The 19,823-nt window shown below is 62.2% G+C and carries 20 protein-coding genes and 1 pseudogene; 9 read left to right on the top strand and 12 right to left on the bottom strand.

Features of this window, described 5'->3' with window-relative positions:
- Nucleotides 1-54 precede the first annotated feature (54 nt).
- From parA to LU688_RS20390, 5 genes are all read left to right on the top strand, one after another.
- Nucleotides 55-693, top strand: coding sequence for a ParA family partition ATPase (gene parA / locus LU688_RS20410; RefSeq protein WP_003092312.1), 639 nt, complete (start codon nucleotides 55-57; stop codon nucleotides 691-693).
- A complete protein-coding gene (locus tag LU688_RS20405) occupies nucleotides 690-953 on the top strand; it encodes a hypothetical protein (protein ID WP_000147048.1) in 264 nt (87 codons plus the stop codon). Before parA ends, LU688_RS20405 begins: the two co-directional genes overlap by 4 nt.
- A complete protein-coding gene (locus tag LU688_RS20400; RefSeq protein WP_023093372.1) occupies nucleotides 950-1,507 on the top strand; it encodes a DUF2840 domain-containing protein in 558 nt (185 codons plus the stop codon). The genes LU688_RS20405 and LU688_RS20400 overlap by 4 nt, the downstream gene beginning before the upstream one ends.
- Entirely contained in the window at nucleotides 1,504-2,091 is a 588-nt protein-coding gene (locus tag LU688_RS20395) for a S26 family signal peptidase (RefSeq protein WP_003092304.1), read from the top strand. The genes LU688_RS20400 and LU688_RS20395 overlap by 4 nt, the downstream gene beginning before the upstream one ends.
- A gap of 448 nt (nucleotides 2,092-2,539) precedes the next feature.
- The gene (locus tag LU688_RS20390; RefSeq protein WP_000132148.1) at nucleotides 2,540-4,543 is read left to right on the top strand and encodes a relaxase/mobilization nuclease domain-containing protein; all 2,004 of its coding nucleotides are present in this window, start codon (nucleotides 2,540-2,542) and stop codon (nucleotides 4,541-4,543) included.
- Nucleotides 4,544-4,609: 66 nt separating this feature from the next.
- On the opposite strand, the gene LU688_RS20385 is transcribed toward LU688_RS20390, so the two are convergent.
- From LU688_RS20385 to LU688_RS20345, 9 genes are all read right to left on the bottom strand, one after another.
- A complete protein-coding gene (locus LU688_RS20385) occupies nucleotides 4,610-5,209 on the bottom strand; it encodes an ABC-type transport auxiliary lipoprotein family protein (protein WP_003124411.1) in 600 nt (199 codons plus the stop codon).
- Between the two features lie 92 nt (nucleotides 5,210-5,301).
- Nucleotides 5,302-6,231 (bottom strand): MlaD family protein, encoded by a 930-nt coding sequence (locus LU688_RS20380; RefSeq protein WP_000433686.1) that lies wholly within the window; start codon nucleotides 6,229-6,231, stop codon nucleotides 5,302-5,304.
- A gap of 91 nt (nucleotides 6,232-6,322) precedes the next feature.
- Nucleotides 6,323-7,135 (bottom strand): ABC transporter ATP-binding protein, encoded by an 813-nt coding sequence (locus LU688_RS20375; protein WP_024944155.1) that lies wholly within the window; start codon nucleotides 7,133-7,135, stop codon nucleotides 6,323-6,325.
- A 5-nt stretch (nucleotides 7,136-7,140) separates the two neighbouring features.
- Nucleotides 7,141-8,298, bottom strand: coding sequence for an MlaE family ABC transporter permease (locus LU688_RS20370; RefSeq protein ID WP_000063629.1), 1,158 nt, complete (start codon nucleotides 8,296-8,298; stop codon nucleotides 7,141-7,143).
- Nucleotides 8,295-8,915: a DUF3313 family protein gene (locus LU688_RS20365; protein WP_000837791.1), complete on the bottom strand. Its 621-nt coding sequence runs from the start codon at nucleotides 8,913-8,915 to the stop codon at nucleotides 8,295-8,297. Before LU688_RS20365 ends, LU688_RS20370 begins: the two co-directional genes overlap by 4 nt.
- Nucleotides 8,916-8,930: 15 nt before the next feature.
- Nucleotides 8,931-9,278 carry a DMT family transporter gene (locus tag LU688_RS20360; protein ID WP_038421338.1) on the bottom strand — a complete coding sequence of 116 codons (348 nt, stop codon included), beginning with the start codon at nucleotides 9,276-9,278 and terminating at the stop codon, nucleotides 8,931-8,933.
- An 80-nt stretch (nucleotides 9,279-9,358) separates the two neighbouring features.
- Nucleotides 9,359-12,463, bottom strand: coding sequence for an efflux RND transporter permease subunit (locus LU688_RS20355; protein WP_003092293.1), 3,105 nt, complete (start codon nucleotides 12,461-12,463; stop codon nucleotides 9,359-9,361).
- Nucleotides 12,464-12,487: 24 nt separating this feature from the next.
- Nucleotides 12,488-13,519, bottom strand: a complete 1,032-nt coding sequence (locus tag LU688_RS20350) for an efflux RND transporter periplasmic adaptor subunit (RefSeq protein ID WP_225984323.1) — start codon at nucleotides 13,517-13,519, stop codon at nucleotides 12,488-12,490.
- A 131-nt stretch (nucleotides 13,520-13,650) separates the two neighbouring features.
- Nucleotides 13,651-14,292 carry a TetR/AcrR family transcriptional regulator gene (locus LU688_RS20345; RefSeq protein ID WP_023093369.1) on the bottom strand — a complete coding sequence of 214 codons (642 nt, stop codon included), beginning with the start codon at nucleotides 14,290-14,292 and terminating at the stop codon, nucleotides 13,651-13,653.
- A 100-nt stretch (nucleotides 14,293-14,392) separates the two neighbouring features.
- Here LU688_RS20345 and LU688_RS20340 point away from each other — a divergent pair, with 100 nt between their 5' ends.
- The 4 genes from LU688_RS20340 to LU688_RS20325 all read left to right on the top strand — a co-directional run bounded on the left by LU688_RS20340 (nucleotide 14,393) and on the right by LU688_RS20325 (nucleotide 17,467).
- Nucleotides 14,393-15,796, top strand: a complete 1,404-nt coding sequence (locus LU688_RS20340; RefSeq protein WP_000078291.1) for an efflux transporter outer membrane subunit — start codon at nucleotides 14,393-14,395, stop codon at nucleotides 15,794-15,796.
- A gap of 93 nt (nucleotides 15,797-15,889) precedes the next feature.
- Nucleotides 15,890-16,795 (top strand): LysR family transcriptional regulator, encoded by a 906-nt coding sequence (locus tag LU688_RS20335; RefSeq protein ID WP_000405670.1) that lies wholly within the window; start codon nucleotides 15,890-15,892, stop codon nucleotides 16,793-16,795.
- A 32-nt stretch (nucleotides 16,796-16,827) separates the two neighbouring features.
- Nucleotides 16,828-17,091 (top strand): EexN family lipoprotein, encoded by a 264-nt coding sequence (locus LU688_RS20330; RefSeq protein ID WP_000717310.1) that lies wholly within the window; start codon nucleotides 16,828-16,830, stop codon nucleotides 17,089-17,091.
- 58 nt (nucleotides 17,092-17,149) lie between these two features.
- The gene (locus tag LU688_RS20325; RefSeq protein WP_000539741.1) at nucleotides 17,150-17,467 is read left to right on the top strand and encodes a DMT family transporter; all 318 of its coding nucleotides are present in this window, start codon (nucleotides 17,150-17,152) and stop codon (nucleotides 17,465-17,467) included.
- 228 nt (nucleotides 17,468-17,695) lie between these two features.
- On the opposite strand, the pseudogene LU688_RS20320 reads toward LU688_RS20325, so the two are convergent.
- From LU688_RS20320 to LU688_RS20310, 3 genes and pseudogenes are all read right to left on the bottom strand, one after another.
- Nucleotides 17,696-17,875 (bottom strand): annotated as a pseudogene (locus LU688_RS20320) (integrase core domain-containing protein); the annotation flags it as partial.
- Between the two features lie 101 nt (nucleotides 17,876-17,976).
- A complete protein-coding gene (locus tag LU688_RS20315; protein ID WP_000043569.1) occupies nucleotides 17,977-18,507 on the bottom strand; it encodes an SRPBCC family protein in 531 nt (176 codons plus the stop codon).
- Between the two features lie 281 nt (nucleotides 18,508-18,788).
- The gene (locus tag LU688_RS20310) at nucleotides 18,789-19,694 is read right to left on the bottom strand and encodes a LysR family transcriptional regulator (protein ID WP_023093368.1); all 906 of its coding nucleotides are present in this window, start codon (nucleotides 19,692-19,694) and stop codon (nucleotides 18,789-18,791) included.
- Between the last annotated feature and the right edge of the window lie 129 nt (nucleotides 19,695-19,823).

Here is a 19,823-nt window from a genome sequence, read left to right as displayed (position 1 = left end):
GACAACCACGAAACGGCACGGCCAGGCCGGCTTTCCAGCTCGGAGGGCCGCGCCATGATCTTCGCGTTTCTCAACCAGAAAGGCGGCGTCGGCAAGACCACGCTCGCCACGCACATCGCCGGCGAACTGGCGATGCGCGGCCTGCATGTCATCCTGCTGGATGCCGACCCGCAGGGGTCATCGCTCGACTGGACGCAGCGGCGTAGCCAGCAGGGCCTGCCCCGTCTGTTCAGCGCCGTGGGCCTTGCCCGCGAAACGCTGCATCAGGAAGCGCCAGAACTCGCCAGGCGGGCCGATCACATCATCATCGACGGCCCGCCGCGCATCGCCGCCCTCGCGCGTTCCGCGCTGCTGGCGGCCGAGCGCGTGCTGATCCCCGTGCAGCCCAGCCCCTACGACGTATGGGCTTCTGCCGAGATGGTCGCACTGATCCGCGAAGCACAGGTGTTCCGGCCAGCGCTGCGCGCGGCCTTCGTCATCAACCGGCGCGTCAGCACCACCATCATCGGCAGGGAGGCACGGCAATCGCTGGCCGAACAGCCGCTGCCCGCGCTGCGCTCGGAGATCCACCAGCGCATCGTCTTTGCCGACAGCGTAGCCGCTGGCCGGCTCGCCCGCGAAACCGCGCCCGACAGCGCCGCTGCCCGCGAGATCGCCGCGCTCACCGACGAACTGCTGCGGTGGCCGACATGACTGGGAAGCCACCACCACGCAGCAAGCGCGTCGGCATCGGTGCGCGTCCCCCAGCGAATCCGCACGCCGAAGCGTGGATTCGCCAGGGCGACGCAGATGCCGTGCAGAAAGGCGACCTCTACACCGCTCGACTGACGCTCGACATCACGCCCGCCATGCGGGCGCGCATCAAGGTGTCGGCCTTCACGCGAGGCGTGACCGTAGCCGAACTGCTGCGCGACCTGCTGGAGCGGGAGTTTCCCCCGGAGGGCACGCCGTGAACGCATCCGCTTCGACCGCCCACACCCCCAAAGCAAGTGCGCCCACGGCTGCGCCGCCGCCGGCGCCTTCGACACTCGCCGGCCAGGCCGGCAACGTGCCGCTGACGCGCGTGGCGCTGGCCTACATCGAACCGCGCTTCAAGCTCTACCTGCGCTTCGGCGAACCGGCGCGCACGCTCCAGCTCGACCGCTGGCGGCGCTGCGCCGTGTTCCTGCCGAACGCGGTTCTGTGCCGCATCCGTTGGCAGGCCAACGACTACGGCACGATCCGCTGGCAGCTCATGGTGATGCAGACCGCCACGCCGCTGGACGCCGTGCAGCGCATCCCCGGCGTGCAGCCGGGCGCGCGTCTGCTGCTGCACGCCGAAGGCGATGCCAACGTGCGCGCCGTGCTGGAACGCATCGACGGCATCGAGGCGCTGGGCATCGCAGCCGCAGACACATCGCCCGCGTACTGGCGCACGCTCGCGAACCGGCTCGCAGCGCGCTCGGCGCTACCCACATACACCGCAGAACGGCACGCCGCCTGGCTGGCCGGGAGGGCATTGCCATGACCACGATTTCCACGACCGGCCCCGTGCCGCATCCTCGCTCGCGCCTGCGCGCTCGCCTCGTGCTGGCAGGCTTCGCCACCGTCGGCCTCGCTGCGCTGGCCTGGGCGGCGTTCGTGCAGCCCCTGCCGCGAATGGCCTACAACCCGTCCGACAGCGTGGCGGTCGGTTGGTATCGCATCGAACCGTTCGACCCGCGCACCGCCTCGCGGCCACGTCCGCTGTCCGTGGACAGCATCGTGCTGATGCCGCTGCCCGACAGGGCCGCCATGCTGGCTGCGCAGCGCGGCTACCTGCCGACCCGCGTTCCGCTGCTCAAACGTGTGGGCGCAGTCGCGCCACAACACGTTTGCATCGTCGCCGGCCAGGTTCGCATCGACGGCGTGCCGGTGGCCGCCGCCCTGCCTGCCGACCGGCTGGGCCGGCCGCTGCCATCCTTGCAGCTTTGCCGCCGTCTCCAACCGGGCGAACTGTTCCTGTTGAGCGCGACCAACCCGGCGTCGTTCGACAGCCGCTATTTCGGGCCGGTCAGCGCGTTCGCCGTGATCGGCGTTGCGCATCCGATCTGGCTGGAGACACGTCCATGATGGCCGCCGATTCGCTGCACTTTGCCGCGCCTCTCATCGTGCCATCGGGCATGTCGTTCTACTGTTCGTCGCCGTGTCGTCGCGCGTGCAGTGCGGGTGCATTCGCACCGCACTTCGCGCTGCCTTCGGCGCAGCCGCCCAACGTGCAGGCGTCTTGCCTCGAACGCGCCTGGCCTGCGGCCATTGGCGTGTTCGCCGGCGGGCTGGCTGCTCGTGCAGCAGCGCCGCCGGGCCGCCGATGCCCGGAGCGGGAGCGAGGGGCAAAGGCGGAAGGCAAGACAAAAGGGTTCGGCACTCTGCCGCCCGCAAAGCCAGTCTGCACGTGGGGGTGGCGCGGCACGGCGCGGCTTCGCCGCCGTGCCGCGTGGGGCGCGAGGCACGCGCCGATGCAGGCATGTCCGCGTGCTTCGCACGCTCGGACACGCCGGAGCTTGCAGGGAGCACAGCCATGACCGACCGCGGCGACCATGATTTCTGGGTGCGCCCTGGCGCGCCGAAGAACCGAGGCAAAGGCCAGGGCCAGAGCTTCGTTTCCAAGGTGCTCAAGCAGGCTGGCAAGGCCAGCGGCGGCAAGTCGGCGGTGCGCCGTCCTACCGCTGGCGGGAGCGGCCAGCACGCCGGCCAGCGGCCCGGCTCACGGCTTGGACGCGGCCATACGGCGGCGCGCTTCGCAGGCGCAAAGCTGACCCCTATGTCACGGCGCGTGACCATCAAGACGCTGCTGGTCAACCAGCGCAACGCCAGTCCGCAGTCGCTCGCCAAGCACCTGCGCTACATCGAGCGCGACGGTGCCGGCCGGAACGGCGAGCCGGGCCGTGCCTACGGGCCGCAGACCGACGAAGCCGACCTCGATGCCTTCAAGGAACGCTGCCAGGACGACCGACATCATTTCCGCTTCATCGTCTCACCTGAAGACAGTGCGGAGCTGGACGACCTGCGCACCTACACCCGGCACCTGATGAACCGGATGGAGGCCGACCTGGGGACGCGGCTGGATTGGGTGGCGGTCGATCACTGGAACACCGACAACCCGCACACGCACCTGATCGTGCGCGGACGCGACGATACCGGCAAAGACCTCATCATCGCGGGCGACTACATCGCCCACGGCTTCCGCCATCGCGCCGCCGAGCTGGCGACGGAATGGCTGGGGCCGCGCACCGAACTGGAGATCCAGCAGACCTTGCAGCGCGAGGTGGAGCAAGAGCGGTGGACGAGCCTCGACCGCACGTTGCAGCGCGAGGCCGGCGAGGATGGCCGGGTGCAGATCGAACGCTTCAACGAACCCCGGCTGCAACGCCAGCGCCTGCTGCTGATCGGCCGCCTGCAACACTTGCAGCGCCTGGGCCTGGCCGACGAGGTGCAGCCCGGCACCTGGGCCGTCCATGCGGACGCGGAGAAGACCTTGCGTGCCCTGGGCGAGCGTGGCGACATCATCCGAACGATGCAGCGGGCCATGAGCGGCAAGCCTCGCGAGCTGGCGGTGTTCGAGCCGGGCGACGACGGCCGCACTATCGTCGGTCGCGTGGCTGCTAAGGGTCTGGCCGACGAGCTGCACGACCGCGGCTATCTGGTCATCGACGGGTTGGACGGCAAAGCCCACTACGTCGCGTTGGACGCCCGCGACGAGCTGGCGAACTATCCCATCGGCGCGGTGGTGGAGGTACGCGGTTCCGCCGAGGTGCGGGCGGCCGACAAGAACATCGCCACGCTGGCGAGCAATGGCCTGTACCGCACCGATCACCACCTGGCGATCGAGCAAGGCCGAGCCAAGCCCGGCCGCGACCCGCAAGAGGCTGTGGCGGCCCATATCCGCCGGCTGGAAGCCCTACGGCGGGCCGGCATCGTGGAGCGCGTGGCCGAGGGGTTATGGAAGGTGCCGGACGACTTGGCCGAGCGTGGCCGCCAGTACGACGCGCAGCGGCTGGGCGGCGTGGCGGTCGAACTGAAATCGCATCTGCCGATTGAACGGCAGGCCCGCGTCATCGGCGCGACCTGGCTGGATCAGCAGTTGATCGGCGGCGGCAAGGGACTGGGCGACCTGGGCTTTGGCGGCGATGCTAGGCAAGCCTTGCAGCAGCGCGCCGACTTCCTCGAAGAACAGGGGCTGGCCCAGCGGCGCGGGCAGCGGCTGATTCTCTCCCGGAATCTGCTGGAAACGCTGCGCAATCGGGAGCTGGCGCAGGCCGCCCAGCACATTGCCGCCGATAGCGGATTGGAGCATCGGCACGTCACAGACGGGCAGCGCGTAGCCGGCATCTACCGGCGCTCGGTCATGCTCGCCAGCGGTCGCTATGCGCTGCTCGATGACGGCATGGGATTCAGTCTGGTGCCTTGGCGGCCGATAATCGAGCCACGACTGGGGCAGCAGATCGCCGCGACTGTACGCGGCGGCGGTGTGTCATGGGAGGTTGGACGGCAAAGAGGTCCTGGGATTGGATCGGGGCCGTAGGCTGTCGTACCGAGTTAAGGTGTCGAGCAGCGTTTTGGCCCTAGCTTCTGTGCTCCGTTAAGACGACTAGTCTGTGCTTATCGACGACGCTGTGGGTGCATGGTTGCTTGCCAATTCCGGTGCAACTCGCAAACGCGCTGCCCCGACCTGAACTGCCCATTCAACGATCTGCCCGGCCAATATATCCGTGGCGACACCGAACGCGCTCACCACATCGGCCTCTCGCTTGCTGCCTGTGGCTTGGATTGCTTCGAAGCGTCTACTGGCAATAGCAGTCCGTTTGGCCGGATCGACCAGTTGCACATCGAGCCGAACCGCGGCGATCGCTTCAGTGCCGCGGTATTCGAGCTGGAACGCCCGCAGCGTACTGCGCAACTCCATATCGGCGCTCATTGGGGTGCTATCGGTAATCACGGAAGTCGACCGCCCATCGCGCATGAAGGCTTCGACGATTCGGTCACGCAGCAGCACCGGTGCGGGGTCGGCCCAACGCACTCCTTGCCAAGCCGACAAGCGACCATCGGGCTGCGCAATGAACAGCCGCTCCGAATCCAGGACGCGACTACTCTCAGGGGCGTAGACGCGCAGCGCCCCGGGTCCCGGAACGGCGCGCGGCGTACTCTCCGCCTGGGCGATGTGATAGTCGGGCAATTTGTAGGTGACCATTGGAGCTGCTTTGGGAAGCACACTGCACGCGGACAAGCCGAGTACTAGCGTCATAGTCACGGCAGCGACGGGAATCATCCTGGCGGAAGTGTTCACGGCTTGGTTTCCTCAATGTTCTCTCCACCGAGCAGGTATTGCGCCGGATTGCGATCCAGTCGGCGCAGCACGGTGTTTAGATTGGCCAGCGCCTGCTGGAGTTCGTGCATGGCAGGACCTGTGGCGGCCAAGCCCTGGTTCAGCGATTCCTGATTGTTTTGCAGTAGCGTCTCAACCCTGAAAGCGGCGCGTTCGAGGGATGCCGTTGCATCACGCGTGTTCACCATGATTTGCTTACCATCGTTATTTAGTAGCAGGTTGGCATCGCGAAGAGTGCTATTTGCTTGGCGCACGGCAGCTGTCGATTCTCTGCTTGCTTCGGTCAGATTGCTGATTAACGTCGCGATCTCGGCCCTCTGGTCAGCGACCGCGCCCGTGGTCTGTTCAAGATTCACCAGACTGCGGTGCACAAGAGCCAAATTCTCCTTCGACAGTAACTCCTGCGTGCGCAGCAAGATGCCGTTGAGTGTCGTCATGCTGTTCCCCTCACCGGAGACCAGGGATGCCATCGCCGAACGTGGTGCGAGGATCAACGGTTCCTCGTCCTCTCTCCGATCCAGCAATGGCACGTTTGGCCCACCGTCGCTCAACTCGATCACCGCGTTGCCGGTAATTCCCGTGATGACCAATTCAGCGCGGGTATCCTGCCGGACCGGGATGGTGGCATTGATGCGTACGCGCGCTATCGCCCGCCTTGGGTCTCGCGGTGAAAGAGAAAGTGCAACGACTTCGCCAATCGTGATTCCGCTGTACTGAACCTGGCTGCCGGGCGTAAGCCCGGTCACTGGCTCATCGAACATAATCCGGTAATACTGGTAATCGTGGTCGGAACGTGTGTCGCTGAGCCAAAGCGCGAAGCCAATACCAATCGCACCGAGCAGCACGACGAACAGACCAATGAATACATGATGGGCACGTGGTTCCATGATCAGACCACCTCGTTCTCAGAGTTTAAATATTGCGTGCGCCCAGCCCAATGCGTGCGCGACGGAAGAATGATGCAGATGCGGAGGGGTTTCATGGCTGCGTCTCTTGGCTGGAAGCACCAGTGGCCTGTGCGGCCGCACGGCCACGGGGGCCGTGAAAGTATTCCTGTATCCACGGGTGCTTGAAGCGCTCGACTGCCTCGATGCCGTCGTTGATGAGTACCTTCTGGTTCGCCAGGACCGCGACACGGTCGCATATGGTGTACAGCGTATCGAGGTCGTGGGTTACCAGAAACACCGTGAGGCCCAGTGCATTGCGCAGGGTCAGAATCAATTGGTCGAAAGATGCAGCCCCGATTGGATCCAGTCCTGCGGTGGGTTCGTCAAGAAACAGGATGTTCGCATCAAGCGCCAAGGCTCTCGCCAGTGCTGCTCGTTTCACCATGCCTCCGGACAACGAGGCCGGATACTTGTCTCCCGCTCCGGCAGGCAACCCCACCAAGCCCAGCTTGCTTCTTGCCAAACGCTCGGCAAGAGGCCGCGCCAGACCGACATGCTCGATCAAAGGAAGAGCGACGTTCTCCAAGACGGTCAGCGATGAATACAACGCGCCCTTCTGGAACAGAATGCCGAACCTTCGCTCCATACGCGCGCGCGCAAGCCATTGGGCTCGCAGTAGGTCGCGCCCCCCGATACGGACCACGCCCGAATGCGGCTTCTGCAGCCCGACGACGCTACGCAAGAGCACGGATTTCCCGGTGCCTGACCCTCCCACCACGCCAAGGATTTCCCCGCGCCGCACGTCCAGGTCTAGGTCCTGATGGACCTGCTGGGTTCCAAACCTGTTGTCCAGGCCGCGCACTTCAATAGCGTGTCGCACACCGTTGTCGGTGTCTTGCTTCACCGCGCTCACCAGCCCATCTCCATGAAGAACAGTGCAGCGATGGCGTCTATCAGGATCACCATGAAGATTGATTGCACGACACTAGACGTCGTGTGGTCGCCTACCGACTCAGCGCTACCGGCGACCTTGAACCCTTCATGGCAGCCGATAGCGGCGATCATCACCGCGAAGAGCGGGGACTTGCTCATTCCGACAAGAAAATGGCGCACCTCGATTTTTTCCTGCACGATGGCAAGGAACTGTGCGGGAGGAATTTCCAAGCTCAGTGCGCATACGGTGGCGCCGCCCGCAATGCCAGCCAAGATGCCTACTAAGGTGAGCAGTGGCAAGGACACAAGAAGCGCCAGCACGCGTGGCAGCACCAGTAACTCGATGGGGTCGAGCGCGTTGGAGCGAAGCGCATCGATCTCTTCATTTGCCTTCATCGAACCGATTTGGGCGGTGTACGCGCTTGCGGTACGGCCTGCAATCAATATGGCCGGGAGCAGCACTCCGAACTCGCGCATGAACGAGAAGGCGACCAGATGCACCGAGAAGATGCTCGCACCGAAGTTGGCCAGCACCGTTGCTCCCAGGAACGCCACCACCATTCCTACCATGAAGCTCAGTAGCGCCACGATGGGAATGGCGTCCACCGCTGATCGCTGGATTTGAGCGATCACCGAGGTCGCGCGCCAGCGACGCGGGTGACGAACGGTACGGCTCCATGTTTCGATGATCTGGCCCACGAACCCGGCCAGACCAAGACACGCACGACAGCCCTGTTCCAAGGTCAGGCCTATGCGTCCCAGACCGCGGAGCAGAGGATTCCCGCTCACCGCTGCTTTCTCCGTCTTCTGCTGATCGGTAGCAGCGGCGGCCAGCGCTCTCATTAGGGCGAGGCGATCCGAGGACAGATTTGGAGCTGCCTCCGGCCGGTCGAGTATCGAGTCTGGCCCGAGAATTTCCACCAGCAGAGCCGCGCCGGCGGTGTCCAGTCTCTGGACTTGCGTCCAGTCGAGTAAGGGAGTGGCGTACCCCTCGGCATGACTGATGCGGGCGGCGGACACGGATTTTGCCAGACTGGCGTAGTGCTCTATCGTCCAGTCGCCACCCGCCAGCCATTTGTGATCACCGCCGACCATGGCATCCTGCCGGAGCCAAGCCTGTGAAGCGTTGCTCATGGCTGCGTGTCCCGCCAAGCGCTGTCGATGCGCTCGATGCAGTTCGTGATCGCCGCTTTGGCATGACCCAGCAATGTGTACGAACCGGCGAACTCTTTAATGACGTTGCCGCGCTCGAAGCAACTGGCGGCAGCAACCCGGCGTCCCGTCCTTAAATCGACTGCTTCGAACTCTAGGCTGGCACCACCCGTCGTCACGGGTCCAACCAGCAGGGTCGTCATTGCATTGACTGCCCGATTCGGTGTCTGCAGTTCGGTGACCGCTACACGCACCCGAACCTGTCCCGCGCCACCTGGGGGGGCGGGACTTTTGCCTTCCTGGCGTTTCAGTTCGCTCGTCACATGGTCTAGCACTTCGCGCTGCTGCGCGTCATCGAGCCCATCGATGCGACCCGAGGCGGTCTTGATCTGCGCTTCTTCCACCACGACAGCGGCATAACGCTTGGGCTCGAATCCCGCTGCGCGGTACATCAGTACGTTCTCGTATCGTGTCGGCGATAACTTCTCGTAGTCGCCGAGAAATCCGGAGCGCGTCATGCTGTTGGTCGCGCATCCAGAGAGCGCGCCTGCTACGCAAAAAAAGATGCCGCCGCGGATCAATGCAGTTTTGCTCTTCATAATGGGTCTCCTTGATCAAACGAAACTAAGACAGGCAATGCCTGCTGCGATGAGGGCGGTGCCAGACCAGCGCGTTACCGATGCGACATCGCCTAGTAGGAGGGCGCCGACGCCCAAGTTTCCAAGTAGCCCGATTCCTGCCCAGGCTGCAGAGGCCGCGCTGATCGGAATCCGCTTGAGCGCGAACCACAAAAGTGCGCCGCTGGCCGCCATGCACGTCACTGCCACACAGAGGCCGACCCAGCGCATCGGACCGCCCGCCGTGATGGCCCGCAGGCCCAGTGGATAGCCCGCTCCTAGAACCCCTGCGGCAATGACAATCGACCAGGATTTCCAGATCAGCGGATGGGTGCTGAATCGCATAAGCCTAGCGAGACATACGCATGAAGCGTGGGTGCATACGAATTCTGAGAATGCGCAGCACGCGGCGGCTCGCAAGAGACTCATGAGCGATCTCCATGCGCGGTGGCGACACTCAGGTTCCACGGCCCAATTCGCTTGATTCCAAACAGGACTTCGTAAAGCAGCGGAATCAAGCCCAACGTCACCAGCGTTCCGAGTGCCAGCCCACCGATCATCGCGATCGCCATCCCTTTCCATAATGGTCCGGAGAAGAGCATGAGTGGCACCAGTCCCGAAATGCAGGTGACCTTGGTCATCACGATTGGACGAAGCCGTTGTATCGCGGCCCCAACCAAGGCTTCATGGCGTGGCAGGCCTTCCGCTAGCCCCTGGTCGATGCGTTCCAGCAAGAGCACGGCGTTGTTGACAATGATCCCGAACAGGGCCAGTACGCCGAAGGTCGCCATGAAGCTGAAAGGTGTGCCGGTCAGCTTCAGAGCCAATACCACGCCGATAAGCGTGAAAGGGATCGTCGCGAGGATCACACCGAGCTTGCGGAAAGAATTGAACTGCCATACGAACAGCATCAGCATCGCCAGAAATGCGAGGGGCATGTAGGTCGACAGCGCGGCGTTCGATTCGGCGGCTTCCTCGATCTCGCCGCCAAGTTCAACCGAGTAGCCCGCGGGCAGGTCCAGGGCAGCGACGCTAGGCGCCAGGCGGTTGATGATCTCCTGGGCGGTGTAAGAGGTGTTCTGTCCTTGCACGGTGATCGTGCGGATGAGATTGCGCCGTTGGATGACCGAGGGCTCGCTCGCGAGCGATACGTCTGCGACCTGAGCCAGCGTCACCGCTGGACCGCCGTTGGTGGGATAGATGAGCGTCGCGCCTACGTCTGCCGTGCTGCGACGCTCGCTTACGATACTGCGCAGGACGATCGGGACGGAGGTGTCACCGTCGCGAATAACCGAGATCGATCTGCCGCTGTAGCGGACATCCAGCCCGCCAGCGATGTCTTCAGTCGTCACGCCCGCCCGACGCGCGCGGTCCTGGTCGACCCGTACGTCGATGCGGCCAACGCGCGTATCCCAATCGTTCTTGACGTTGATGGTGCCGGGCAGCTTGCGCAGCGCTGCTTCGATTTTGGACGCGGCCCCCAACAATACCTCCTCATCCGGACCGCTGACGCGATAAATGGCAGTCCCTGACTCGGTCGCACCGAGCGAGAAACGCTTGGGCTCGGCGCGCACGTCGCCATGTGCTTGCGCAAAGTAGCTGCGGGTGCGGGCGAGGACGGCGTCGATGTCGCTCTTCGGCTTCAATGTGACAACGAAGTACGCGATGTTCGATGCCGGCAGTGGTGGATTCAGGCTAAGGATGAAGCGCGGGCCACCATCGGCGACGTAGCCGATGTGATCGGAGACTTCTGGATTGATGTTCGTGTCGCCCAGCCAACCACTGATCTGCTTCACGCGGGCGAGCGTTTCGCGCGAGTCGGTACCGGGGGCGAGCTGCACCGGAATCTGGAACTGAAGCCGGTCGGACTTGGGCATGAAATCGTACGGCAGGGTGGTGAAGCCATACAGCGCAATGGCAAGCGCCGCGATCATCGACGCTACATAGACCGCCTTATGGTGGAGCACCCACTCCAGTACGCGCCGGTAGCCACGGTAGAAGCGGGTGTCATAGGCGTCGCCCTGCTCCTGCTTGTGATGGGGTTTGGCGAAGTGGTAGCACAATAGGGGCGTGACAGTCAGGCACAGCAGCCACGAAGCGAACAACGTCAGTGCCAGCACGACCACGAGATTGTGCAGATACTCGCTCGTGGCGTTCTGGCCAAAAAAGAACGGCGAGAACACGATCACGATCACGAGCGAGGACGTGAGCAGCGGAATGGCGAGCGTGCGGCCCGCCTCGAGGCAGGCATGCTTACGATCTTCGCCACCGGCCAGGCGGCGTTCGATGTCTTCGGCAATCACAATGCCGTTGTCCACCAACAAGCCGAGCGCAATGATGATGGCGCCCATCGAGACGTTCTGAAGCTCGATGTTCATCGCGCGCATGACGATGAGTGCACTGAGGATCGTCAACGGCACGATCATGCCCACGATGATCCCGGTGCGCCAACCGAGAAATAGCACGACGACACCGAGGACGACGATGATCGTCTCCATCATGACGTGGTTCATTTTGCCCATCTCGTGCTTGACGACATCGGCCTGGAAAGTGACGTATGACAGATCGAAACCCGCCGGCAGCAGCTTCTCCTGGTCTGCAACCCGTGCTTTGAGCGCTTTTCCGAACTGCTCCACGTTCTGACCGGAGGCCATCGAAACCGCCATGACGACAGCGGGCTGGCCTTTGTAGATGGCAGCAGATTCCGGCGGATCGGCTGGCCGCACACTCACCTGCGCCAGTTCACCCAATGCGATCGTCGGCACGGGCGCCGTACTACTTTGCGGTCGTGGCAGCGCGATCGGCATTGCTCGCAGGGAGGGAGCGTCACGCACTTCGCCACTGACCGCCAAGGTTGCATTGATGCCGCCGACAACAATTTGTCCACCCGAAGCGACGACGTTCTGTTTGACGAGTTGGTCGATCACCCCCTGTGGTGTCAGCTCCAATCGCGCGAGCCTAGGCCGATCGAATTCGAGATAGACGCGCTCTTCCTGCAGGCCGTAGAAAGTGATGCGCTCAATACCAGGCACGGTGTACAGGCGGTCGCGCATCTGCTTGAGCGCGACGCGCATCTCGCTCATGGAGTAACCTGGTGCAGTGACCGCAATCGAGGCAACCGCGACGCGGCCGAAGTCTTCGTCGACGAAAGGCCCCATCGTGCTCTGTGGTAAGGCATCCTTCGAATCGGCGACCTTGGCCCGGACGCGCTGCCAGATCGGTGCCAAGTCGGTGTAGCGGTCCCAGATCGTGACCTGGATCATGGCGCTGCCTGCGCGCACGGTGCTCGTCACGCGCTTGACCTCTGCCAGTTCGCGCAAGCGCTCCTCGATCGGCCGGGCAATGAGTTGCTCAACGCGTTCGGCGGGCAGCCCCGGGTTCAACGCCGTGACCATCGCATCGCGGACCGTGACAGTCGGCTCCTCCTGAGAAGGAAAATTCAGGAAGGTCGCGATGCCGGCGACGAAAATGATGAGCGCTACAAAGTAGGTAAGTCGACTGGCGCGCAGCGCCATCTCGGTGATCTTCATGATGAAGTAACCTGGTGGATCGCGTTAGCGCTTGGTCAATTGAGTGGTGGCTTCCAGTGGTGTCACTGGCTGTCCATCGGTGAGCCATCCTCCTCCGGCGGCAACCACCGTCTCGCCGGGCTTGAGTCCAGCGAGGACGCGCGCGCTGTCTCCTTCCTGTACCGGCGTGAAGCGCACCGCGCGACGGTGCACCTTCTTATCTTCAGGGGTGTAGACGAAGACGGAAGCCTCGCCCGGCTTCGTGCCGAGCACCAGCGAGGCATAAGGTATGGATACAGTCTCGGGCCGAGAGGTCTTGGAGGTTGCCGCAGGTGCGTCGAGCACGACCTGTACGGGAATACCTGGCCGAAGTGCGCGCGCTTGCGCGTTATCTTCAGGCACTAGCACCACGGGTAGGAGCGAGCCATTTTCGGCGCGCAGACCGACACGACGTACCACCGCTCGGATTGGTTGTTCGGCTCCGCTCCAGCTCAGTTCTGCGCGTTGGCCGACATCTATGTGAGGTGCCTGTGTAGTAGACGCGTTCGCGATGATCTCAGTGCCACTGCGCACGCCGTCGACCTGAAATACCGGCGCACCAGCAGCAATGTCGGTGAACGCCAAAGCCAGCTTTTCCGCCACGACACCATCGAAAGGAGCGACGATCATCGTGCCACGTTGTGCTCGTTCGGCCAGGCCAAGCGCCGCCTTGGCAGTGCGCGCTTGACCCTCTGCGACCGCTAGCTGCGCCTTCGCGCTCTCGAACGCAGCAGGGGAGATGACTTCGCTTTCGAGCAACCGGCGCTGTTGATCTGTCTGTACACGTCGATCCATCAGGCCGGCTTCGGCGGCCGCCAGGGATGCTTGCGCTTGTGTCACGCGAAGCCGGTCAGGTTGCGCATCAAGTTCTGCCAGGACTTGGCCGCGGGAGAACCGTTCACCCACGTCGACGTTCAACTTGGCGATCCGTCCTCCTGTTTCAAATCCTAGGATGCTGCGCTCGGTTGCTCGCGCCGAGCCAGTCAATTCGATGCGAGAGCTATGCGGGAGATCCGACTGCGCGGCGGCGAGCTTCACTGCGCGCGGAGGCTCGGATACGGTGGATTGCGAGTTTCCGCACCCTGAGAGCAGAGTCGAAATGGATAGTGTGCAAGCAACCGCCAAGGAGCGCGGTGCGCACGCGGTCATGACACCGCTACGGACGCGACTCATGTGCGTCCTTTTGCCGGGACAAGTTCGAGATGGCCCGAGGCGAGATCCTGGAGCGCCCGAAAGAAATGCCGCCGCTCTGCGGGTGCGAGTATTGGCAAACCCAGAAGATCGGCGAACAGGGCGCCATCCAATGCCAGCATGATGAGTGCCGCGGTCTCGGTGCCACGCGGGGATCGACGCACGCGTTCGTACTGCACGCGGTACCACTCGCGCAGTGGGTCGAGAAGTGTTGGATCTTCCGCAGCTGCCGCGAGCAGCGCTGCGCCCATCTTCTGCATCTCGTCGTCGGGCATCGCTTCCACCTGGCTCGACAGCCAGGGGTCCGGATCTCCGGCAAACCTGCGCTCGTGATTGGCTTGTACCGCGTCGAACGCCCGGATCATCTCGTCGATCAGTGTCACGAACAAATCGCGTTTGGTCTTGAAGTGATAGAGAAACGCCCCTTTGCTCAACCCGGCCCGCACAACGACGGCGTCCAGTGTCAAGCGACTGGCACCTTCCTCCAGCACCAGTTCGCGGGCGGCCTGCAGGATGCGGTCGCGAGTTCGCTGGGCTCCTTGCTGGAGGCCGGGCTGCGCATCGGCGCTGCTATGGGCAGTGGACGGGGGGGGCAACTTTGTTTTCGCGCGGGGCGGCATGGTCGTGCTCCAAAAAAGCTTGAGTCATATACAGTCCAGACGGTATAGTAGAAGCCATACAACAGTCCGTCAAGACTTTTTCGGAACGCAAGGAGCTGCCATGTCTCAAATTCTTGAACGCTATCGCCTCATTGCCATGATTTCTCCGCTACTGCTTCTTGCGGCCTGCAGCCATGCCCCGCACTCTGCCGATCCACCTCGCCTGGATGTACCGGCCCATTTCTCAAATGAAGAGGGAGGTGAAGGCATCTTGGACAAATCGTCCCGCCGTACTCTTCCCGTCGATTGGTGGACGGCCTACGGCGATCCGCACCTCAATGCCTTGGTCCGGGCGGCGCTGGAGCGCAATACCGAACTGACGATTGCGCGAGCGCGCGTGGACGAGGCATCGGCCGCCACGCGGCGAGCACGGGCCTCCCTGCTCCCCTCGTTGTCCGCGGGCACGCAGGCAACTCGAGGACGCGACTATTCAGAGAACGTTGCAATCGGCAATGATGGCCGCGCCACGTTGTCCGCATCGTGGGAGGCAGACCTGTCGGGACGGCTTTCGCAGGCAGCAGAAGGTGCGCGCCTGGATGCGGTGGCAGCCGAACAAGCGTGGGTTGCCACGCGGTGGCAGGTCGCGTTTGAAACAGTGTCGGCGGCTGTGCAGCAGCGCCAAGCCAGTGAGCTCGAAGCGCTAGCCGCGGCGCGGCTGGCATCCGCAGAACGACTCGTCTTGCTGATGCAACGGAAGTTCGAGGCCGGACAAGCTACCGGCTTCGACATCGAGCGTACCCGCGCCGGCGTCGTCGCACTGCGCGTGGAGCAAGAGCAACTGCGGCGTGCGCGCGGCGAGGCGACGCATGCACTCGATGTACTAGTGGGACAAACGCCCGGAGCGCCTGCAGCTTCCCCAACTCTTGCGTCGCTCGCCGTCCCGGACTGGACACCGACACGCATACCTGCGGACCTGCTGAGTGAGCGGCCCGACGTGCGCGCCGCCGAAGCGAAGTTCGCCGCCGAAACCGCGCGCTGGAACGCAGCCGAAGGCGAACGCTTCCCCAGGCTGGTGTTGGACCTGAGCGGCGGACGGCAGCGCGTAGAGAGTGTGGGAACCCGCATCACTGGAAACATTTTTTCACTTGGGGCCGGGGTGTCGTTGCCGATCTTCGATGGTGGCGCGATCCGTGCCGGCATCGAGACCGGAGAGGCGCGCAGCCGAGCTGCCCGTGCGGAGTTCGAGCGCACTTTGTTGAGTGCTTTGCAGGACGTAGAGAACGCATATCTCGGTTGGCATACGCAGCACGCAGCACTGGAGCATCAGGCCGAGGGTGTCGCAGTCGCGGAGCGTCAGCTCGATCGCAGCCGACGTCTGTTCGAGGCGGGACAAGTGGACGCCACGGTGGTGGCCGAGGCTGAGGCCGGGGTGCTGTCAGCGCAGGCTTCGCTGATCCGCACGCGGGCCGAGACAGCCATGCAATGGGGCGTCCTGGCAAAAGCATTATCCGGCTCTCCTGTTTGATCGCAGAAACATGCTGGAGCAGCTTGCGAAGGCTAGCTAAATAGCGTGACGCAAGGCGAAGGTGGTGAGGCCTGAGTGATGAGGAATGCGAACATGGAAATTCGACACCTGCGCTACTTTCTGGCGGTGGCAGAGGAGCTGCACTTTGCCCGAGCCGCAGAGCGCCTCCACATAGAGACATCGCCGCTGTCGCGCGCCATCAAGGAACTTGAGGAAGAGTTGGGCGTAGCGCTATTTGCGAGAACCACTCGGAGCACCCGCTTGACTCGTGCGGGCAGGCTCTTCTTTGAGAGCGTGCCGCGTGTCTTCGCAGCTTTGCAGCAGGCGCGCGACAGTGTGAACGCCGCAGCCAATGGCTTTCATTGCCAGCTCCGTATTGCATTGTCTGATGGAATCACGCCATCGCGCCTGCCTGCGTTGTTGGCGCTCTGCCGGCAGGAAGAGCCGGAAGTGGAAGTTCGCTTCTTCGAGGTGCCTTTGGCACAGCAAATCAAGGGATTGTGTGGCGAACTGTACGATCTCGGCTTCGCTCAATCGGATGAAGTCGGCGAAGGCATCATCGCCGTGCCGGTGTGGAGTGACCCTCTGATGGTAGCTGTGCCCGCACGGCACCCCTTGCTATCCCACAAACAGATTCCCCTAGAAGAGCTGTTGCGGTATCCGCTGGTGCTCTGCGACGCGGTGGCGTGTGAGGGCCATGCTCGGCAAGTTGAACGGGTGCTACGTCGCGTGGACATAGAGCCACTGATTGCCGAACGCGTGACTTCCAGCGATCTAATGATGGTCCTGGTTTCGGCGGGACTTGCACTAGGCCTCACAGGAGGCGCGCATATCACAGCCAGCAGGGAACAGGGGGTGGTCGCACGGCCGCTGACTGGACGTTCGCCAATGCTCACGACCTATCTACTACGGCCGGCCAGCGAGCCGTCAGAAATGCTGACTCGCTTCATGGAACGCGTTCATTCGATCAAATCTCCAGATGCCAAAGGTCGGCGGTAAACCATCACACAATCTCCCAAAGAAAATTAACCATGAAGAAGATTGCTCTCATATTGCTTTCCTCGACATTGGCAGCCTGCAGCCCATCTGGGAAACCAGATAAAGCCAACCTTCCGACAGTCGATGAATTAGCGCTCAATCCTGAGCGTCTGAAAGAGTTGCGCAAGCAATGCAAGTTGGATCGACCAATGCTGGGCGACCAACTATGTAACCGGGTTGCCGAGGCTACGCGAAAGCGCTTTTACGAAGATGGCGATGTGCCCCACACCACGCCTAAAGAGCCGCCGAAGTTCTAAGCTGGTGGTCATGCCGGAGTATGTATGCCGGATATGAAAAATTTGAAGGAGAATCGCAATGGGTTGGATCTATCTTGTTTTGGCTGGATTGTTTGAAATCGGATGGCCGGTCGGGCTGAAAATGGCGCAAGAGCCAACATCGCGTTGGAGTGGGGTCGCAGTAGCCGTCTCTTTCATGACAATTAGCGGCGCCTTCCTATGGCTTGCTCAGCGTCAGATACCGATTGGGACTGCTTATGCGGTGTGGACGGGTATCGGAGCGGCGGGAACTTTCTTAGTCGGAATTCATTTCTATGGCGACCCAACCTCCCTGATGCGATACCTTGGCGTGGCGTTGATCATCCTGGGCGTTATCACGCTCAAGTTATCGAGTTGATCGCTAGCTCCATTGGTAGCGTAGTCGCTAGGCGACCCAGCTCCCAGAGTGGATCGGGCGCTGGGAACTCGTACGGTCACCTCCTCTCTCTAGTCGCTATGTGACGAGCTTGCCGGCGCCTCGGGAGAGTTCGAGCCAGTGCGCGTAAGGCGGTGGGAGCACCCATTCCGGGTGGCTCCACCTTCAGTGCCTGCGCCAAGGTGACCTGAGTACGAACTTTGTAGCCAGTCAGGCAGTGAGTTCGGAGGGGATGCTATCGGATTGGATCCAGTTGCGCCGGATCGTCGCCGGCGGTTTGTAAGCATGCGCGCTATGCGGCCGCTGCTCGTTGTAGAACTGTCGCCAACGTTCGATCAGCACCTTCGCTTCGGTCCGACTGCGGAACCATTCGCGGTTGAGCAGTTCGTCGCCCATCGTTGCCTGCGAAGTCAGGACCAGCAGAATCCTGAGGGGAGTTCTCATCATGGTTTTCTCCGTTCAGACGCTTGGGATCAAGCGGCCGGAGACCACTACGCCTGCTTGGCTTTGCGCGCTGCCTCGACCAAGCTGTCGAGCCAGTCCTGATGGCCGTTGATCATCGGGTTGGGTTTGGCGTTGTGCAGCTCCTCGGCCGGTTTGCCCTTCTGAGTTTCCTGCGTGAGGATGCGCACGCGCCTGCCGTCCAGGTTCTCAACCAGCCAGGCGTGATGCACATCCAGGCGCGTATCTGTGCCTTCCTCGCCGGACCAGCCGTGCCAGGCCACGCGGCCGGGTTGCCCATCCGCAGGTGGCACGTATTCGTTGCACTGCCCCTCTACCGGGAAGCCGAAGGTCTCGAAGTAAAACCGATCGCCGTCGGCCAGTACCGGGCCTTTGCCGTCATGAAAGCACACGTTAGCCGAGTTGGCGTAGTAGCTTGGCCACAGCGATGGTGTGACGAGTAGAGGCCATACGTCGGCCGCGCTCAAGCCGGCGGCGATGATCTCATTGGAGGCGAAATTCTCAGTAAAGCCCGGCGTGTAGCCTTCGGGCCAGAGGATGGCGTTCTGTTGCTTGCTCATATCGAAGCTCCTTCACAAAATGTCGATGACGCAACAGGGGTGGCTGCGTCATTCAAGTGGTCATGGAGCAAATCATGAGCCTCCATCTGCAATAAGTGAAATCCTAAGTTTCTATTTTTGATATCATAAAATATGATATCAAGGCCTAGGTTCTGCCATCCACCGACTAGGCTATCTCGCAGCGGCGCTACGAAAGGGCGCGTCTCCAATTGAGCCGACTGATTGCTTATTTGTAGTGCGAGGTAGAGTTGTGCTGAGCATGACGATAGGAGCGATCTTGCCTACTTGTTGTTAGCACAGGAAGTGAACAGCAGTGCTCGTATCCAGCGATGTGCTGGATCGTGATGGGTGCGTTCGTGCCAAGCAGCCGTCTTGGTGAACCCCGGTATCTTCACCGGCGGCAGGGAGATAGCCAGCTTGTCCATACCGGCGACCAAGCGGCTCGGCAAGATCGCAACCATGTCACTGGCACGCAGGATGTCTGGCAAGATCAGAAAGCTCTTGACCGACAGTGTGACGCTGCGTCGTTTGCCCAACTGTTCTAGCGCATCGTCGGTGACGCCGCGGAAACCTCCACCATCGTAGGAAACAAGCGCATGGTCGAGAGCACAGAACTGTTTAACGGTCAGCTTGCGCCCCATAGCCGCAGGATGGTCTTCCCGCAGGACACACACATAGTGTTCCTTGAACAGCTCTCGGGCATGCAGATTTGGCGGAGTGATCTCTGGCGTCAGGAGGGCTAAATCGATCTGACCGCGCTCAAGCTGGTTCTGTAGCTGCCCGCTCTCGACTGGCACTAATGAGACTCGTACACGCGGTGCGTGCCGTTTAAGTGCCGATAGAAATGGGACAGCAACGGCACGCAGCGCATAGTCCGTCGCGGCGATGGAGAAGGTCAGTTGTGCGGTGGCCGGATTGAAGGAAGGTGGCTGGAGCAGCGCGTCGATTTCGGCGAGCACCTGCTTGACAGGCATCCCTAGATCCAGCGCCCGCTGCGTTGGAACGATACCCCGCTGCGAGCGCGCGAAAAGCGGGTCACCGAAGCTCTCGCGCAACCGCGTCAGCATGCCACTCAAGGCCGGCTGGGTTAGTCCCAGACGGGCCGCCGCCCGTGTCACATTGCGTTCGTCTAACAATGCGTCCAGCGCCTTGAGCAAGTTGAGATCCATACTCTTGATATTTTTCATTTTTATTCCAATCTTAAATATCATCGTTTTTCATGATATCTAAATATTGCCTATGAGTGGAAGCAAGGCCCATTGACGGCTTTTTTTGGGTAACTTGCTTGGAACTCTGTATGCGCCGCAGTGCGCTTT

Origin of the sequence: Pseudomonas soli, assembly GCF_021283165.2 — a bacterium.
GTDB classification, from domain to species: domain Bacteria; phylum Pseudomonadota; class Gammaproteobacteria; order Pseudomonadales; family Pseudomonadaceae; genus Aquipseudomonas; species Aquipseudomonas soli.
Note: the sequence above shows the minus strand (reverse complement) of the source record. Positions and strands in the feature narration are given on the sequence as shown.

Coding starts and splice junctions, on each gene's coding strand:
- LU688_RS20355 (WP_003092293.1), bottom strand. CDS start 12,463: ATGAAGATCACCGAGATGGCGCTGCGCGCCAGTCGACTTACCTACTTT.
- LU688_RS20335 (WP_000405670.1), top strand. CDS start 15,890: ATGGAAATTCGACACCTGCGCTACTTTCTGGCGGTGGCAGAGGAGCTG.
- LU688_RS20365 (WP_000837791.1), bottom strand. CDS start 8,915: ATGAAGAGCAAAACTGCATTGATCCGCGGCGGCATCTTTTTTTGCGTA.
- LU688_RS20370 (WP_000063629.1), bottom strand. CDS start 8,298: ATGAGCAACGCTTCACAGGCTTGGCTCCGGCAGGATGCCATGGTCGGC.
- LU688_RS20395 (WP_003092304.1), top strand. CDS start 1,504: ATGACCACGATTTCCACGACCGGCCCCGTGCCGCATCCTCGCTCGCGC.
- LU688_RS20330 (WP_000717310.1), top strand. CDS start 16,828: ATGAAGAAGATTGCTCTCATATTGCTTTCCTCGACATTGGCAGCCTGC.
- parA (WP_003092312.1), top strand. CDS start 55: ATGATCTTCGCGTTTCTCAACCAGAAAGGCGGCGTCGGCAAGACCACG.
- LU688_RS20310 (WP_023093368.1), bottom strand. CDS start 19,694: ATGAAAAATATCAAGAGTATGGATCTCAACTTGCTCAAGGCGCTGGAC.
- LU688_RS20380 (WP_000433686.1), bottom strand. CDS start 6,231: ATGGAACCACGTGCCCATCATGTATTCATTGGTCTGTTCGTCGTGCTG.
- LU688_RS20390 (WP_000132148.1), top strand. CDS start 2,540: ATGACCGACCGCGGCGACCATGATTTCTGGGTGCGCCCTGGCGCGCCG.
- LU688_RS20340 (WP_000078291.1), top strand. CDS start 14,393: ATGTCTCAAATTCTTGAACGCTATCGCCTCATTGCCATGATTTCTCCG.
- LU688_RS20385 (WP_003124411.1), bottom strand. CDS start 5,209: ATGGTCACCTACAAATTGCCCGACTATCACATCGCCCAGGCGGAGAGT.
- LU688_RS20315 (WP_000043569.1), bottom strand. CDS start 18,507: ATGAGCAAGCAACAGAACGCCATCCTCTGGCCCGAAGGCTACACGCCG.
- LU688_RS20405 (WP_000147048.1), top strand. CDS start 690: ATGACTGGGAAGCCACCACCACGCAGCAAGCGCGTCGGCATCGGTGCG.
- LU688_RS20325 (WP_000539741.1), top strand. CDS start 17,150: ATGGGTTGGATCTATCTTGTTTTGGCTGGATTGTTTGAAATCGGATGG.
- LU688_RS20360 (WP_038421338.1), bottom strand. CDS start 9,278: ATGCGATTCAGCACCCATCCGCTGATCTGGAAATCCTGGTCGATTGTC.
- LU688_RS20345 (WP_023093369.1), bottom strand. CDS start 14,292: ATGCCGCCCCGCGCGAAAACAAAGTTGCCCCCCCCGTCCACTGCCCAT.